Source organism: Streptomyces sp. LX-29, from assembly GCF_029541745.1.
Taxonomy (GTDB): domain Bacteria; phylum Actinomycetota; class Actinomycetes; order Streptomycetales; family Streptomycetaceae; genus Streptomyces.
In genome coordinates this window covers 1,123,713-1,139,284 of sequence record NZ_CP089746.1, presented here as the reverse complement: position 1 = coordinate 1,139,284, position 15,572 = coordinate 1,123,713, and the positions used below count along the sequence as shown (strand labels likewise).

At 73.9% G+C, this 15,572-nt stretch carries 15 protein-coding genes; 5 read left to right on the top strand and 10 right to left on the bottom strand.

Annotated features, from left to right (window positions below):
- Window positions 1-51 precede the first annotated feature (51 nt).
- A complete protein-coding gene (locus tag LRS74_RS04980; RefSeq protein WP_277739838.1) occupies window positions 52-804 on the bottom strand; it encodes a (Fe-S)-binding protein in 753 nt (250 codons plus the stop codon).
- Window positions 805-845: 41 nt separating this feature from the next.
- Entirely contained in the window at window positions 846-1,976 is a 1,131-nt protein-coding gene (locus LRS74_RS04975; RefSeq protein ID WP_277739837.1) for an FAD-dependent oxidoreductase, read from the bottom strand.
- Window positions 1,977-2,135: 159 nt separating this feature from the next.
- Here LRS74_RS04975 and LRS74_RS04970 point away from each other — a divergent pair, with 159 nt between their 5' ends.
- Window positions 2,136-2,558, top strand: coding sequence for a YjbQ family protein (locus LRS74_RS04970; protein WP_277739836.1), 423 nt, complete (start codon window positions 2,136-2,138; stop codon window positions 2,556-2,558).
- A 307-nt stretch (window positions 2,559-2,865) separates the two neighbouring features.
- Window positions 2,866-4,011, top strand: a complete 1,146-nt coding sequence (locus LRS74_RS04965; protein ID WP_277744601.1) for an extracellular solute-binding protein — start codon at window positions 2,866-2,868, stop codon at window positions 4,009-4,011.
- Between the two features lie 86 nt (window positions 4,012-4,097).
- Here LRS74_RS04965 and LRS74_RS04960 read toward each other — a convergent pair whose 3' ends face one another.
- Complete coding sequence (locus tag LRS74_RS04960) at window positions 4,098-4,598, bottom strand: Lrp/AsnC family transcriptional regulator (protein WP_277739835.1); 501 nt, start codon at window positions 4,596-4,598, stop codon at window positions 4,098-4,100.
- A gap of 226 nt (window positions 4,599-4,824) precedes the next feature.
- A complete protein-coding gene (locus LRS74_RS04955) occupies window positions 4,825-5,001 on the bottom strand; it encodes a CsbD family protein (protein WP_277739834.1) in 177 nt (58 codons plus the stop codon).
- Between the two features lie 338 nt (window positions 5,002-5,339).
- On the opposite strand from LRS74_RS04955, the gene LRS74_RS04950 reads away from it, so the two are divergent.
- Together LRS74_RS04950 and LRS74_RS04945 are read left to right on the top strand one after the other, a co-directional pair.
- Complete coding sequence (locus tag LRS74_RS04950) at window positions 5,340-6,917, top strand: FUSC family protein (protein WP_277744600.1); 1,578 nt, start codon at window positions 5,340-5,342, stop codon at window positions 6,915-6,917.
- A gap of 141 nt (window positions 6,918-7,058) precedes the next feature.
- Window positions 7,059-8,108: a lactonase family protein gene (locus LRS74_RS04945; protein WP_277739833.1), complete on the top strand. Its 1,050-nt coding sequence runs from the start codon at window positions 7,059-7,061 to the stop codon at window positions 8,106-8,108.
- Between the two features lie 100 nt (window positions 8,109-8,208).
- Here LRS74_RS04945 and LRS74_RS04940 read toward each other — a convergent pair whose 3' ends face one another.
- From LRS74_RS04940 to LRS74_RS04915, 6 genes are all read right to left on the bottom strand, one after another.
- Entirely contained in the window at window positions 8,209-9,210 is a 1,002-nt protein-coding gene (locus tag LRS74_RS04940; RefSeq protein WP_277739832.1) for a hypothetical protein, read from the bottom strand.
- A 143-nt stretch (window positions 9,211-9,353) separates the two neighbouring features.
- On the bottom strand, window positions 9,354-10,694 hold the full coding sequence (locus LRS74_RS04935; protein ID WP_277739830.1) for a BadF/BadG/BcrA/BcrD ATPase family protein: 1,341 nt from the start codon (window positions 10,692-10,694) through the stop codon (window positions 9,354-9,356).
- A 4-nt stretch (window positions 10,695-10,698) separates the two neighbouring features.
- Entirely contained in the window at window positions 10,699-11,514 is an 816-nt protein-coding gene (locus tag LRS74_RS04930; protein ID WP_277739829.1) for a phospholipid scramblase-related protein, read from the bottom strand.
- Between the two features lie 111 nt (window positions 11,515-11,625).
- Window positions 11,626-12,303, bottom strand: coding sequence for a uracil-DNA glycosylase (locus LRS74_RS04925; RefSeq protein WP_277744599.1), 678 nt, complete (start codon window positions 12,301-12,303; stop codon window positions 11,626-11,628).
- A 68-nt stretch (window positions 12,304-12,371) separates the two neighbouring features.
- The gene (locus LRS74_RS04920; RefSeq protein ID WP_277739828.1) at window positions 12,372-13,478 is read right to left on the bottom strand and encodes a sialidase family protein; all 1,107 of its coding nucleotides are present in this window, start codon (window positions 13,476-13,478) and stop codon (window positions 12,372-12,374) included.
- Window positions 13,479-13,734: 256 nt separating this feature from the next.
- Complete coding sequence (locus LRS74_RS04915) at window positions 13,735-14,874, bottom strand: NADH:flavin oxidoreductase/NADH oxidase (protein WP_277739827.1); 1,140 nt, start codon at window positions 14,872-14,874, stop codon at window positions 13,735-13,737.
- A gap of 128 nt (window positions 14,875-15,002) precedes the next feature.
- Between LRS74_RS04915 and LRS74_RS04910 the strand changes: the two genes are divergently transcribed.
- Window positions 15,003-15,374, top strand: a complete 372-nt coding sequence (locus LRS74_RS04910; RefSeq protein ID WP_277739826.1) for a helix-turn-helix transcriptional regulator — start codon at window positions 15,003-15,005, stop codon at window positions 15,372-15,374.
- Window positions 15,375-15,572: the final 198 nt, after the last annotated feature.

Sequence of the window (15,572 nt, the reverse complement as noted above, 5' to 3'; positions counted from 1 at the left end):
GGTCGCCTCCGGAGGGCGCCGGAGGCGCCGGCATGCCGAGGAAGGTGCCGCTCACCAGATGTCTCCCTCCGTGCTGGCCAGGATCTCCGCCAGATGGACCGGGCGGACCGGCGAGCCCCGGCGGGCGAGCGTGCCACCGATGTGCAGCCGGCAGGAGTTGTCGACCGTGCAGACCGTCTCGGCGCCGGTCGCGGCGATATGGCGGGCCTTGTCGGCGCCCATCGCGGCGGACACGGCCGCGTTCTTGACGGCGAACGTGCCGCCGAAGCCGCAGCACTCCTCCGCCCCGGGCAGCTCGACCAGCTTCAGCCCGCGCACCGCCGCCAGCAGCCGGCGCGGCCGGTCGCGAAGGCCCAGCAGCCGCAGCCCGTGGCAGGTGGGGTGGTAGGTGACGGTGTGCGGGAAGTACGCCCCCACGTCGGTCACGCGCAACACGTCGACCAGGAACTCGGTGAGTTCGTACGTCTTCGGCACGGCGCTCTCTGCGGCCTCGGTCAGCTCCCGGCCGCGCCCCTCGGCCGCGGCCCTGGCGCCGATCCGCGGATAGTTGTCCCGGACCATCGCCGCACACGACCCGGACGGGGTGACGACGTAGTCGTAGCCCCGGAAGGCGGCGGCGTAGCGGCGCACCAGCGGCTCGGCCTGGTGCCGGTAGCCGGTGTTGTACTGCGGCTGGCCGCAGCAGCTCTGCGCGGCGGGGAAGTCGACCTCGACGCCGAGCCGTTCCAGCAGGGTGACGACGGCCCGTCCGGTGCGCGGGTAGAGCGTGTCGTTGACGCAGGTGACGAACAGCGCTACGCGCACGGGACCTCAGCCCTCCTCCTGACGTCTGATCACCCGTCGGCTCATACTGCCGCAGCGCGGAGAGGCTGTGAAGCGGCGCGCGCGGGACCCGCTCCGGCGGAGGGGGACAGCAGTGCGCGGATGTCCCGCACGGCGGCGCGTCCGGCCCGGTTGGCCCCGACGGTGCTCGCGGAGGGGCCGTAGCCGACGAGGTGGACGCGTGGGTCGCGGCGGGTGCGGGTGCCGTCCAGGGCGATGCCGCCGCCCGGCTCGCGCAGTCGCAACGGCGCCAGGTGGTCGATGACGGCACGGAAGCCCGTGGCCCACAGGATCACATCGGCGTCGACCGTGCGGCCGTCGGCCCAGGCCACGCCGGAAGGGGTGATCCGGTCGAACATCGGCAGCCGGTCCAGCACCCCGTCGGCCAACCCCCGTCGCACCGCGTCCGTCATCGCCAGCCCGGTCACGGAGACCACGCTGCGCGGCGGCAGGCCCTGCCGCACCCGGTCCTCCACCAGGGCGACCGCCGTCCGCCCCCGGTCCTCGGTGAACGGTCCCTCGCGGAAGGCCGGCGGCCGCCGGGTCACCCAGGTGGTCTCGGCCGCCACCTCGGCGATCTCCAGCAGGTGCTGCACGGCGGAGGTGCCGCCGCCCACGACGATCACCCGTCGCCCCGTGAACGGTTCGGGGCCGGGGTAGTTCGCCGTGTGCACTTGGCGGCCGCGGAAGTCCGCCTGTCCGGGGTAGCCGGGCCAGAACGGCCTTTCCCAGGTACCGGTGGCGTTGATCAGCGCACGGGCGGCGTACGTCCCCTCGGAGGTCTCCACCAGCAGCCGGCCGCCCTCGCCCTCGCGCACCGCGAAGACGTCCACCGGGCGGTGCACCCGCAGGTCGAAGGCGCGCTCGTAGCCGTCGAAGTAGTCGCCGATCACCTCGGACGAGGCGCGGCCGGGGTCGGCCTCGGTCAGCTCCATGCCGGGCAGGGCGTGCATGCCGTGCACCTTGCCGTAGGTGAGCGTCGGCCAGCGGAACTGCCAGGCTCCGCCGGGCCGCGGGGAGCGGTCCAGGACGACGAAGTCCCGGTCCGGCTCGTATCCCACTCGGCGCAGGTGGTAGGCGCTGGACAGCCCCGCTTGTCCCGCGCCGATGACGACGACGTCCACTTCGCGTGCCCCGGGGGCAATGTCGTTCACGCTTCTACTAACGGTGGCGGGGTCGTGGATCTTCCCGGCCGTGGCGACCGGGACCGGCGCCCGGGCCGGGGCCGGAGTCCGTCCGGGGCCGCAGTCCGTCCCGGGCCGGAGTCCGTCTCGGGCTCGTCCGGGGCTCGCCCGCCGTACGAGGATGGAGGCATGACGCAGAACTTCCACACCCAGGTCCTGGACATCACGACCGGCACCGACGAGGTCGTCGTCGACCTGACCGCCACCTGCGAGGCGTTCCTGCGGGAGCGGGCGGACGGTCGCGACGGGCTGCTCAACGTCTTCGTACCGCACGCCACGGCCGGCCTGGCGGTGCTGGAGACCGGCGCCGGCAGCGACGACGACCTGCTGGCCGCCCTGCGCGAGCTGCTGCCGGCCGACGACCGCTGGCTGCACCGCCACGGCAGCCCCGGTCACGGCCGCGACCACGTCCTGCCCGCCCTCGTCCCGCCGCACGCGACCCTCCCGGTCGTCGGCGGCAGGCTGGTGCTCGGCACCTGGCAGTCGGTCTGCCTCGTCGACACGAACGGCGACAACCCGCACCGTCAGGTGCGCTTGAGCTTCCTGGGCTGACCGGGCTGGACATCCCCTGGCATATCGCTGTTGCCCGGTATTTCCGTGCATGGTGGGGTGATCTGGGCGTGTATCCCGGTCATCGGCTGGTCACGGTGATGATCGGGTCACGCTCGGTGAGGAAATGATCGAAGTCGATCCGATCGTGCCCCCATCGCGCCTCATTCTTCTCCTTGTGTTCACCTCCCGTACACCGATGGCGTGCGTACTGACCCCCGGCCCGGGCAGACAGGCCGCGCGGCTTCGCCCAGGTGGCCGCGGGTATCGACAGCATCGAGGAGACATCGTGATCACGTTCCGTAACAGGTTGCCGGCCCTTCCCCGAGTGGCCGCGCTGACCTGCGGCCTCGCTGTCACGGTCGTCGCCCTGAGCGCGTGCGGTACCAAGGAGGACTCCGTCTCGACGGACGGGAAGAACGCGAAGACCGCGACCTCGGCCGAGGAGATGGGCGGGATGAACGCCCTCATCACCGCGGCCCAGCAGGAGGGCACGCTCAACGCGATCGCCCTGCCGCGTGACTGGGCCAACTACGGCCAGCTGATCGACGGCTTCCAGGACCAGTACGGGATCGAGGTGAAGGTCGAGAACCCGAACGGCTCCAGCCAGGACGAGATCAACGCCATCACCTCCCGCAAGGGCCGGGACAACGCCCCGGACGTGGTCGACCTGGGCAGCTCCTTCGCCGTGGGCGCCGCCGACCAGGGCCTGCTGGCCCCGTACCGGGTCGCCGACTTCGACCACATCCCCGAGACCCAGAAGGACGCCAAGGCCCGCTGGTACAACGACTACGGCGGCTACATCTCCATCGGCTGCGACGCCGAGCGGATCACCAACTGCCCGAAGACCTTCGCCGATCTGCTGAAGCCCGAGTTCACCGGGAAGGTCGCCCTGAACGGCGACCCGACCAAGGCCGGAGCCGCCTTCGCCGCCGTCTACGCGGCCGCCCTGGCCAACGGCGGCTCCTTCGAGAACATCCAGCCCGGCCTGGACTTCTTCGCGGAGCTGAAGCGGAACGGCAAGTACGCCACGGTCGAGCCCACGCCCGCCACCATCGTGGCGGGCCAGACGCCGATCATCATCGACTGGGACTACCTCAACGTCGGCTATGCCCAGAAGCTCAAGGCCAAGGGCGTGGACTGGCAGGTCGAGGTCCCCGACGACGGCGAGTTCGCCCAGTACTACTCGCAGGCGATCAACAAGGACGCGCCGCACCCCGCCGCGGCCCGTCTGTGGCAGGAGTACGTCTACAGCGCCGAGGGGCAGAACACCTATCTCTACGGCTACGCCCGCCCGGCGCTGATGACCGCCATGGCCAAGGACGGCACGCTGGACAGGAATGCCGCGGCCAAGCTGCCGCCGGTGATCGGTGTCCCGTCCTTCCCCACCGAGGCCCAGCAGGCCGCGGCCAAGCAGACCCTGGCCCGCGGCTGGCGTGAGGTCGCCTCCGGGTGACGCCGCGGTGAGCTCCACCGCACCTGCCCCGGAAGGCTCAGCCTTCCGGGGCAGGTGCGGTGTGGCGGTGTGGCCCCGGAGCCGGGTCAGGGCGTGTGGCGGGTGGCCGGCCCGGCCGCCTGACCCACCGCGTTGACCAGCGGCAGGATCCGGTACGGCACACGCTCGCGCAGCGCCATCTCGGTGCGGGTGCGCACCACCCCCGGAAGCCGCACTATCCGCTGCACGATGTCTTCCAGGTGTTCGTTGTCGCGCGCGACGGCCCTGGTCAGCAGGTCCCCCGCGCCCGTGATGGAGAACGCCTCGATGATCTCCGGCACCGCGGCGAGCGCGTCCCCGACGTCCTCCAGATGGCCCTGGGTGACCTCGACGTGGATGAAGGCCAGCACCGGGTGGCCGAGTGCGGCGGGGGAGAGGAACGGCCCGTAGGCGGTGATCACCCCGTCCCGTTCCAGTCGGTCCAGCCGCGCCTGGAGCGTGCCCCGGGCGATGCCCAGCAGTCGCGCGTACTCCCGTGCGCTGGTGCGAGGCTGCTCCAGCAGCAGCCGGAGAATCTTCGCGTCGAGCGCGTCCACCGAGTCGGCCATGACGGGACGGCCTCCTTCTGGTCACGGAAAGAGGCCAGTGAATATACCAATGGCCCACTCAGGGGAACGTGACACGCCGTAAGGAGGGGGTGACGTCATGGAGTGGCGGCGTTGCCCGAGGCGGCGGGCGGGGCCGGACGATCGGATGCCGCCGCCCCCGACGGGCGGGGAGCGGACGGCATCCTGCTGTGCGGAGACGCGGCGACGGCGTACCCGGACGGACGGATTACGGCTTGAGCCCCTTGCGAGCCCGCTCGGCCGCGTCCTCGGCGACCTCCTGCGTCTTGCCCTGGACCTGCTCCGCCTTGCCCTCGGCCTGCATCGACCGGTCGCCGGTGGCCTTGCCGGTGGTCTCCTTCAGCTTGCCCTTGACTTGCTTCGCCTTGGCCTTGCCTTTGCTCATGACATCAGCGCCCCTTCGGCGGATGCGGACATTCCTGGTCTCACCGTGCGCCTCTCGCGTTTCGCTCGCAAATCGCCGGGATACGCCTGGAGGGACCGGGCACGGGCCGTTGGCCCCCCGACGGTGAACGGAAGGGCTTGCCGAGTGTGCCAATGGACCAGCGGTTCGGGGATGTCTTGAGCCAGCGGGTGGTTGGATGCTTTGATTGAAGGCAGTCGATGGCGCTGCGGATACCGCGGCGCCTTCTTTTATTGAGTTCATTGCGTTCACAGGGTTCGTCGCGATCACGCGTCGCGCTCGCGCGACCCCAGAGGGGGCCACCAGCGGTGCTGAAGGGGATGTTCACGGCTCCGGACCCGGGCCGGCTACGGCTGCGCACGTCCGGCCGGGCTGTGGTCGGCGTCGCGCTGGCCGTGGCCGTCTCGGCCCTGGCCACCGGTTCGCTCGTCGCGGCCATCGCCGGCGGCCTGGCCGCGCTGCTGGCCCTCTTCACGGTCACCGACGCCACGGTCGGCGCCCAGGCCCGCACCACCGTGCTGCTGCCGGTCGTGGGCTTCCCGGTGCTCGCGCTGGCCGCGGTCCTCCATGACCACACCCTGGTGCGCGACGCCGTCTTTCTCGTGATCGTCTTCGCCGGGGTCTACGCCCGCCGCTGGGGTCCGCGCGGGCACGCCCTGGGCGTCTTCGCGTTCATGACGTTCTTCATGGCGCAGTTCCTGCACGCCGTCCCCGGGCAGCTGCCCGGACTGTACGCGGCCACGGTCCTGGCGCTGACCGCGTCCTCCCTGGTCCGCTTCGGGCTGTGGTGCATCGAGCGCGGGGCGCCGCCCCCCGCGGTGCCCGCGCCCCCGGCGACCCGCGGACTGGCGCGGCCCACCACCCGCCAGGCGTTCCAGGCGGCCTTCGCCTGTGGTCTGGCGCTCGCGGTCGGACAGGTGGTCTCGCACGAGCGCTGGTACTGGGCGGTCGGCGCGGCCTGGTGGATCTTCGTCAACACGGCCTCCCGCGGGGAGACCCTGGTCCGCGGCTTCCGCCGCATCGTCGGCACGGTGACCGGCATCGTGCTCGGCGTCTTCGTCGCGGTGCCGCTGCACGGCGCGACCGCGCCGTCGGCCGTGCTGATCGCCGTCTGCGTCTTCGGGATCTTCTACACCGCGCCGCTCTCGTACAGCTGGATGATGTTCTTCGTCACCGTGATGGCCTCCCTGCTGTACGGCCTCCTCGGGGTGCTGCACCTCGGGCTGCTCGGGCTGCGGCTGGCGCAGACCGGCGTGGGCGCCCTCGCCGCGGTGATCGCCGTCGCCCTGGTGCTCCCGGTGACCACCCATGCGGCCACCGACGCCTGGATCCAGCGCGCCCTGCACGCGGTGCGCGCCGCCACCGCGGCCGCGGCCCGGCGCCTGGCGGGCGAGACGGCGGACGGGGCCGCGGGCTCCGCGGAAACGGTGCCGGGCGGGTCGGTCGCCGTGCCGGTGGCCGACCCCGCGCCGCACGTCGCCGAGCTGGAGCTGCTGCTGGGGCGCGTGCGGCTGTCGCTGGCCCCGCTGCTGCACCCGCTCAGTCCGCTGCGCGCCCGCAAGGCCCGCGCCCGGCGGGTCATGGTGCTGCTCGACGACTGCGCCCGCCAGGTGCGGGGGCTGGCCGAGCTGGCCGCGGACCCCCACCCCGACGCCTCGCGCGACGCCCGGCTGACCGCGGCCTGCCAGCGGGTGGAGGCGGCCATCCACGCCCTGGTGAGCGGCCTGGAGACGCCCGGCGCGTCGCCGGACGCCGCCGCGACCGCCCCGCCGGCCGAGGCGCCCCACCCGGCGTCGGAGCGCGCCCTGGCCCATCTGCACGGCCTGGAGACCGCCCTCGCGGGGCTCGCCGCGCCGCTGCGCAGCAACCCGCGCGCCCCCTTCGTCGAGGCGGCGTGAGGGTTGGGGGCGCGGGGTGGGGCGGCCGCGCCCCCATCCGCCGCGACCGCGGCTGGAACCCCGGCGACAGATGCCCGGGATTGGTCCATACCAACGACTAGGGTCGGTGGCGACACCTCCAGTCGACGAAGGAGGCGCACCGTGTGCGAGGCAACCAGTGACCGGCGTGCGTACATCGGATCGTTCACCTCGGCGGGCGGGGACGGCATCACGGTCGCGGCGGTCGACCCGGACACCGGCGCGCTGACCGCCCTGCACACGACGAAGCCCGTCCCGGACCCGTCCCACCTCGCGCTCTCCCCGATGGGCGACGTCCTGTACGCGGTGAGCGAGACCACCGACGGCGGCGCCGTCGCGCTGAGCCTCGGCTTCCCCGACCGGCCGGTGCCGCTGGGTCCGGCGGTGCGGGTGCGCGGCGACGCGCCCACGCACCTCGCGCTCGCCGCCGGCCATCTGCTCACCGCCAACTACGGCTCGGCCGGTGTGACCGTGCTCCCGGTGCGCGCCGAGGGCCGGCTGGCGGACCCCGCCGCGGTGCTGCGGCACGAGGGCGGCGGCCCGCACCCCGAGCGCCAGCGCGCCCCGCACCCGCACGCCGTCGTGCCCGACCCCTCCGGCCGCTGGGTCCTCGGCGTCGACCTGGGCACCGACGCGGTGCGGGTGTACGCGCTCGACGCGTTCACGGGCTCGCTCAGCGTCCATCGTGAGGCGGCGCTGCGCCCGGGCAGCGGCCCGCGCCACCTCGCCTTCCACCCACGCGGAGACCTCGCCTACGTCGTCCACGAGCTGGACTCGACGGTGACGAGCTGCCGCTGGAACCCGGCCGCCGGCGAACTCCGGCCGGTCGACGAGGTGCGCCTGCTCCCGGCCGACACGGAGGTCCCCAACCACCCCTCCGGCATCGTCGTCTCGCCGGACGGCCGCTTCGCCTGGGCGGCCAACCGCGGTCACGACTCCCTCGCCGTCCTGGCCCTCGACCCCACGGACGGGGCCCCGTCGCTGGTCGCCACCGTCCCGTGCGGCGGCCACTGGCCGCGTGCCCTGACCGTCGACGCCTCCGGCCGTCACCTGTACGTCGCCAACGAGCGCTCCGGCGACGTCACCTGGTTCGCCGTCGACCCGGCGACGGGCGTCCCGGAGCGGGCGGGCTCGCTGCCGGTGCCGGCGGCGTCGTGTGTCGTACTGAACTGATCCGCGCGGCTCCGCCGCCGTACGGCCGCGCGCGGGGGCGGACGACGACGGGGCCCTCCGCCGACGGCGGAGGGCCCCGTGATCGTTCGATGGGCGGGTGTCAGCGCACCGGCACGCCCTGCGGGGCCGTCTGGAGCTTGATGCCCAGCAGCGCCGCGTAGTTCGACAGCACCAGCCGGCCCACGGCCGGGTACGCGCCCAGGGGCTCGGAGGCCGAGCAGCCGGCCGCCGCGGCGGCGTCGGCTGCCAGCCCGGCCGGCACCTCGGGGCCGATCAGGTAGGGGGCCAGCGCCAGGCGCGCGGAACCGGACTCGCGCAGCTGGTCGGCGACGCGGCTGACGGCGCCGTCCTCGTCCAGCGCGGCGGCCATCACCGGCACCGCCAGGCGCGCGGAGAGCAGCATGCCGGTGATCCCGGCGGCCTGCACGGCCTCGGCGCCGCCGACCGTCGCCAGGACGATGCCGTCCGCGGCGGTGGCGACGGTGAAGAGGCGGGCGCGGTCGGCGCGCGCGAGGCCGGCCTCAGAGAGGCGCACGTGCAGGGCCTCGGCGAGCAGCGGGTGCGGGCCGAGCACGTCGGTGAGCTCGGCACCGGAGCCGCTGGTGACGATGGCCTCGCGTATCCGGCGCAGCAACGCGGCGTCGGGGCCCGCCAGCAGCGGCACCACGACGGCGGCCGGGCCGTCGGTCGGGATCTGGGCGCGCGCGTGCGCCACGGCCTCGGCGGTCTGCTCGGCGTCCAGCCCCTCGGCCTCGGCCGCGGCGGTCACCTCCTGCACCACCGTCTCGGTGGCGCGCAGCACGCGCTCCGCGCGGTCCGCGGTGGCCTGCGCCAGCGCGGTCTCCAGCTTGGGGAACTCCTCGCCGTTCCCGTCCAGGTACGCGATACGGATCTCCAGGCCGGGCAGCTCGGAGCGCGCGATGCTCACGACCTCCTCGGCCAGGGCGCGCGTGGCGGCCTCGGGCGCGCCCGGCACGGCGAGCACCAGCGGCGGCGCGCCGAGGGGAGCGGCCACGGGCTCCGGGCGGCGGTGCCGTCCTGGTTGGCGTGGACGCGGCATTCGTACTGGCAGGCCGGGTGCGGGCCCGGTGGGGGAGCTCATGGCGCCGCATGTTAGTCGCTCAGGTGAGCTCGGTGTTCGGGAGGGTGTGATCGCACGATAAACATCCCCTTTTGCCGGATTCGGCAGCTCCGGTTCCCGCGGGCGCTCCTCGACACCCGCCTTGGGATCTCCTCCCGCCAGGCTCAGGTCACCACGAGTCGCAGCAGCTCAGGGTGGTGCGGCAGGCGCAGCGTCCCCGTGGCGAGGGCCGCGGCGACGCGCAGCGCTCCGCTCAGCGGATCACCCTCGGGGGCCACCACGAGGGCGTGCGGCAGCCGCGTCGACAGCTCCGCGCGCAGCGGGGTGAGCAGCGGCTCGCCCAGGCGCAGCAGGCCGCCGGTGAGGGCCACGTGCGGACGGGGGGCGGGCGTGTTCCGAGGGCCCGGTGCGGCGCCCGGCTCCCCGTCGGCGGTCGGGACCGCCCCGGCGCCGAAGCCGGTGTCGACGCTCCTCGTCGCCTCCGCGGGCACGCCCGGACACACGTCCAGGCCGACGCCCGGGGGCGCCTCCGTACCCGCGAACGGGCCGCCGGCCGGGGCCGCCTCGGGAGGGGGCTCGGCCGCGGGCGGGCACACCGCGCGCGCCGCCTCGGCGATGTGTCCGGCCGCCTGCCGCAGGATGGCGGTCGCGATCGGGTCGCCGGCGGACGCACAGCGGCCGACCTCCGGAGCGAAGGAGGCCAGGACGGCCGGTCGATCGGGCCTCGGGTACAGCTTCCCTGGCAGCTCCTCGGCGGGGCCGAACACCGCCTCCAGCCGGCCCAGCAGCGCCGGCGAGCCGCCCTCGCGCCCGTCGTGGGCGCGCATCGCCGCCTCCAGCCCGGCCCGGCCGATCCAGGCTCCGCCACCGCAGTCGCCCAACAGGTGTCCCCAGCCGTCGGCCCGCCGCCAGCCGCCGGCGCGACCGTCCTCGCGCGCGGCCGTGGCGCCCAGGGCGACCAGGCCGGTGCCCGCCGCGACCACGGCGCCCGTCCGCTGCCCCAGCGCCCCCGCGTACGCGGTCACCGCGTCGGTGGCCAGCGCGATCCGCCGTACGCCGAAGGCCCGGGCGAGCGCGTCCGGCAGTAGTGCGCGCAGGTCGCCGCCGAGGCCCGCCATGCCCGCCGCGCCGACGCAGACGGCCGTCAGCCGCGGTGGCCCGGCCGGACGCGCCATGGCGTCGGCGGAACCCGTCGCGGCCCCGTTCCGCTCCGCCGCGCCGGTCGCCCGTCGCGGGGCGCCGGTCCCCGCTCCCCTGTGGCCTGCCGCCGGGTCGGCCGCCTGGCGCAGCAGCGACGCGGTCGCCGGCAGCACGCGCGCCAGCAGGCTGTCCGCGTCGATGCCCCGGTCGCCGACGACGGCGGGGGTGGGGGAGGACCACAGCAGGGGCCGTCCGGGTGCCTCGGCGCGGGCCACCCCGACCCGCACACCGGAGCCGCCGGAGTCGATTCCCAGGACGTAACCACCGGTCTCCGTCCCGTCCGGGACGGTCCGCAGGGTGCCCATCGGCTCAGCCGAACCCGCGCGCGTCCTGCTTGAGGGCCGTGTCGACCGTCAGCGCCGTCGCCACGACCAGGCTCAGCAGCGGGTCCGGGAGCTGGCGGTGGATCTGGAGGACGTAGTTGTCCGCCGTCGTGAACATCGTCTTCGCGAGGCCCTCCCAGGTCTTGGTGATCCGGGCGATCTCGGTCTCGGCGTGGTCGACGATCGAGAAGTTCCAGGCGCGCCAGTTCTCGGCCTTGATGGCGCCGACCCGCTGGCCGTTGACCTCGATGGAAAAGTTGATCTTGCCGATGACGTTCTGCTGGACGATCTCGCCGACCGGCTGTCCGTCCGTCCGGGCCACGATCACCCGCGACTTCATGAACTTCGCGGGACGGGTGAGCACCAGGTGCGGCTGGCCGCTCGCGTCCCGGATCTCCAGCTTGTGCGTCATGAACTGGTCGATGCTGGCGACGAAGCGCGCGACCTTCTTCAGCGTGCTCTGGCCGACCTGGACCACCGAGCCCAGGGTGCGCCCATGCTGGTCGAAGACCCCGTACTCGTTGGTGAGCTCGATCAGCTTCGCCTTCTGGTTCACCACCAGGACCGGCTCGCTGAAGAGGGTGCCGCCGCCCGCGTGGGTCGGGGCCACCCCCGCCTGTGCCTGCACCTGGCGCTGGATCGCCGCCGGGTCCGCGACGGGCATCTGCTGCTGCGGGACCTGTCCGGGCTGGCCCGCGTGCGTGTGCTCGGTCCACTGGGCGCCGTCCCACCAGCGCAGCAGGTTCGGCGTGCCCTGCGGGTCGGCGTACCAGCCCGCAGGGGTGTTCGGATGTGTCGTCATGGCGGGCAGACTACAGTCCGCCACCGCGTCAGCTTCCGAATAAATCCGCCACCGCGTCAGCTTCCGAACAAAGGGGAGGAAACGGGGCATGGGGGCGATGCCCCCCGAAGCTCAGGGAAGGCGCCACTCCACCGGCTGCGACCCCTGCTGCGCCAGCAGGTCGTTGGCCCGGCTGAAGGGGCGGGAGCCGAAGAAGCCGCGGTCCGCCGACATGGGCGAGGGGTGCGCGGACTCGATGCACGGCAGCCCGCCCAGCAGCGGCCGGAGATTGCGGGCGTCCCGGCCCCACAGGATCGACACCAGCGGGCGGCCGCGCGCCGCCAGCGCCCGGATGGCCTGCTCGGTGACCTCCTCCCAGCCCTTGCCCCGGTGGGCGGCGGGGCGCCGGGGCGCGGTGGTCAGCGCCCGGTTGAGCAGCAGCACGCCCTGTCGGGTCCACGGCGTGAGGTCGCCGTTCGCGGGGCGGTCCAGGCCGAGGTCGGTGTGCAGCTCCCGGAAGATGTTCTCCAGGCTGCCGGGCAGCGGCTGCACCTCCGGGGCGACGGAGAAGCTCAGGCCCACCGCGTGGCCCGGCGTGGGGTACGGGTCCTGGCCGACGATCAGGACGCGCACCTCGTCGAAGGGCTGCTGGAAGGCGCGCAGCACATTCTGTCCGGCCGGCAGATAGGTCCGGCCCGCCGCGATCTCGGCGCGCAGGAAGTCACCCATCGCGGCGACCCGCCCGGCGACCGGCTCCAGCGCCTTGGCCCAGCCCGGTTCTACGATTTCATTCAACGGTCGTGCCACGATCCGTCACCCTATCGGCTCAGCGCGTGAGCGCACAGCCGATCATGGGCGACGTTCGCCGAGGAGCCCGCTCAGGCGACCACCGCGGCCCGCAGACACAGCACGTCCGGCAGGTGGGCCGCCAACTGCCGCCAGCTGTCGCCCTCGTCGGAGCTCGCGTACACCTCCCCGTTGCGGTTCCCGAAGTACACGCCCACCGGGTCGGCGTCGTCCGTGCGCAGCGCGTCCCGGAGCACCACCCCGTAGTGGTCTCCGGTCGGCAGCCCGGCGGACAGCTCGGACCAGGACGCCCCCGCGTCCTCGGTCCGGTAGACCCGGCAGCGGTAGCCGGGTGGATAGCGGTCCGAGCCGTCGATGACGGGGAAGACATACGCCACTCCGCCGCGCCGCGGGTGCGTGGCCACGGCGAACCCGAAGTCGGCCGGCAGGCCCGCGCCGATCTCGCTCCAGCTCGCCCCCGAGTCGTCGCTGCGGTAGACCCCGCCGTGGTTCTGGAGGTAGAGCCGGTCGGGGTCGGCCGGGTCCCGGGCGACCTTGTGCACGCACTGGCCGAACTCCGGGTAGCGCTCCGGCAGGAACTCCGCCTGGATCCCCGTGTTGGACGGCTCCCAGCCGGCCTCCCCGTCCAGGCTGCGGTAGACCCCGCCCGCGGAGACCGCGACCAGCAGGGCACGGGGGTCACGGGGATCGGTGACCACGGTGTGGACCGCCTGCCCGCCGAAGCCCTCGCCCCACTCCGGCCGCTGCGGGTGGTCCCACAGGGGCCGTACGAAGGCGAAGGTCTCGCCGCCGTCGTCGGACCGGAACAGCGCCCCCGGCTGGGTCCCCGCGTAGACCACGTCGGGTGCCGCCTCCGCCGCGGGCTGGAGCTGCCAGACCCGCTCCAGCGAGGTCCCCGTCTCGCGGGGGAACCGCACCGCCGGCCGCGGCGCCTCCTGCCAGCTGCCCCCCAGGTCGTCGGAGCGGAAGACCGACGGCCCCCAGTGCGAGCTGTCCGCCCCGGCCAACAGCCGCGGGACGCGGCGCCGGGTGTCGATGCCGATGGCGTACACCGCCTGCATGGGGAAGTGCGGGCCGCTCAACTCCCCCCACCCCCCGTTCCCGTCGCCGCCCGCGCCCCGGCGGCGAGTGAGGAACAGTCCCTTGCGGGTGCCGACCGCGAGTACGACCTCATCCATGACGCCCTCCTCCGCGCGGCAAGGCGGATTCCCTGCGGTTCTCTCCGGCACCACGATTCTTCTCCCGCTTCCGGAGCTCCGCACCCGGCGCGGGCCGGCATCGGGCCTCGGCTCCGGGATGCGCGATGCCCCGAGCGTGCCCTGGCCTGGTGGGCGTGCGGCGGCCGGGGGGTGCGGTGGCCCGGATGCCCGATGCCCCGGGCGTGCGCGGTGGCCCGGGGTGCCGGCGGCTTGGCGCGCGGCGTCCGGGTTCGGTTCACGCCGCGCGGTGGGGCGCGGCGCGGTGGTACTGCGGCGGCACCTGAAGGTCGGCGCCGAGTTCGCGGGCGGCGCGGCGGGCGAAGTAGGGGTCGCGGAGCAGCTCACGGCCGAGGAGCACGGCGTCGGCCTCGCCGTTGGCGACGATCTTCTCGGCCTGGCGCGGCTCGGTGATCAGACCGACGGCGGCGACGGGCAGCCCGGTCTCCTCCCTGACCCGGGTGGCGAAGGGGACCTGGTAGCCGGGGCCGGTGGGGATCCTGGCGTGGGGCACGAGGCCGCCGGTGGAGACGTCGAGCAGGTCCACGCCGTGCTCGCGCAGCAGGGCCGCGAAGCGGACGGTCTCGTCCGCGGTCCAGCCCTCGCGCTCGTCCTCGGGGTTCTCGGTGAGCCAGTCGGTGGCGGAGATCCGGAAGAAGAGGGGGAGCTCCTCGGGCCACACCGCGCGGACGGCGTCCACGACCTCCAGCGCGAAGCGGGTGCGGTTCTCGAACGAGCCGCCGTACTCGTCGGTGCGGTGGTTGGTGTGCGGGGAGAGGAACTGGCCGATGAGGTAGCCGTGCGCGCCGTGGATCTCGACGACCTCGAACCCGGCGCTGAGCGCGCGCCGCGCGGCCGCCGCGAACTGGCCGACGATCTCCTGTATCTGGTCGGTCGTCAGCTCTTCCGGCTCCGGGTACTCCTCGTCGAAGGGCAGCGGGCTCGGGGCGAGGGTCTGCCAGCCGTGCCGCTCCGGCGGGACGGGGCCGGAGCCCAGCCACTGCTGCTCGGTGGAAGCCTTGCGGCCGGCGTGACCCAGCTGGATGCCGGGGACGGTGCCCCGCTCCTTGAGGAAGGCGGTGATCGGGCGGAACGCCTCGACCTGGGCGTCGTTCCACAGCCCCAGATCGGCGATGCTGATCCGGCCCTCCGGGCTGACCGCGGTGGCCTCCACCAGGATCAGGCCGGTGCCGCCGGTGGCCCGCGAGGTGTAGTGCGAGAAGTGCCAGTCGTTGACCACACCCGCGTTGGGGCCGAAGACCTCGGCGGAGTACTGGCACATGGGGGCCATCCAGATCCGGTTGGGGATCGTCAGCGAGCGCAGCGTGTACGGCTGGAACAGGGCGTTCGTCACGGGGGTCTCCACAGGGGTGTCCATCGGGGTCTCCATCTCGCGGTGCGTCCGGTCGACGCTCGTACGATAACCCTCGTAGTACGGCAGATGTCAAACTACGAAGGTCTTCGTACAATGAGCATCGAACACCCGCCGATGAGTCAGGAGCCGACGTGCCGACGAAGAACCCCAGCCGCACCCCGGCTCCCACGGGCCGCACGCTGGACCACCCCGCACGGGACGAGATCCGCCTCGAAGAGGTGCTGCACGCGCTCTCCGACCCCATGCGGCTCCAGATCGTCCGCACGCTGGCGGCCGAGCCGGAGGAGCTGTCCTGCTCGCTGTTCGAGCTGCCGGTCAGCAAGTCCACGACCACGCACCACTTCCGGGTGCTGCGCGAGAGCGGAGTGATCAACCAGATCTACCGGGGCACCGCCAAGATGAACGCCCTGCGCCGCGCCGACCTCGACGAACTCTTCCCCGGCCTGATCGACAGCGTCCTGCTGGGCGCGGAGCGCCAGGAGCGGCGCCTGGGCGGCGGGTGACCGTCGGCGCGCCCCGACGCCCGGCGCGGGTGTCCGTCCGGCCCCCGTGGGCGCGGGCGTGTGTCCGACTGGAAGCCGTCGACGGCGGCGAGCTGTGTCCGGCCCCGGGGGCGCGGGCGTGTGTCCCGGCCCGAGACGGCGATCGGATTCCCGCGCGGGCCGTGTCCCGCTCCAGGGGGCGATGCCGCCCCCCCCGCG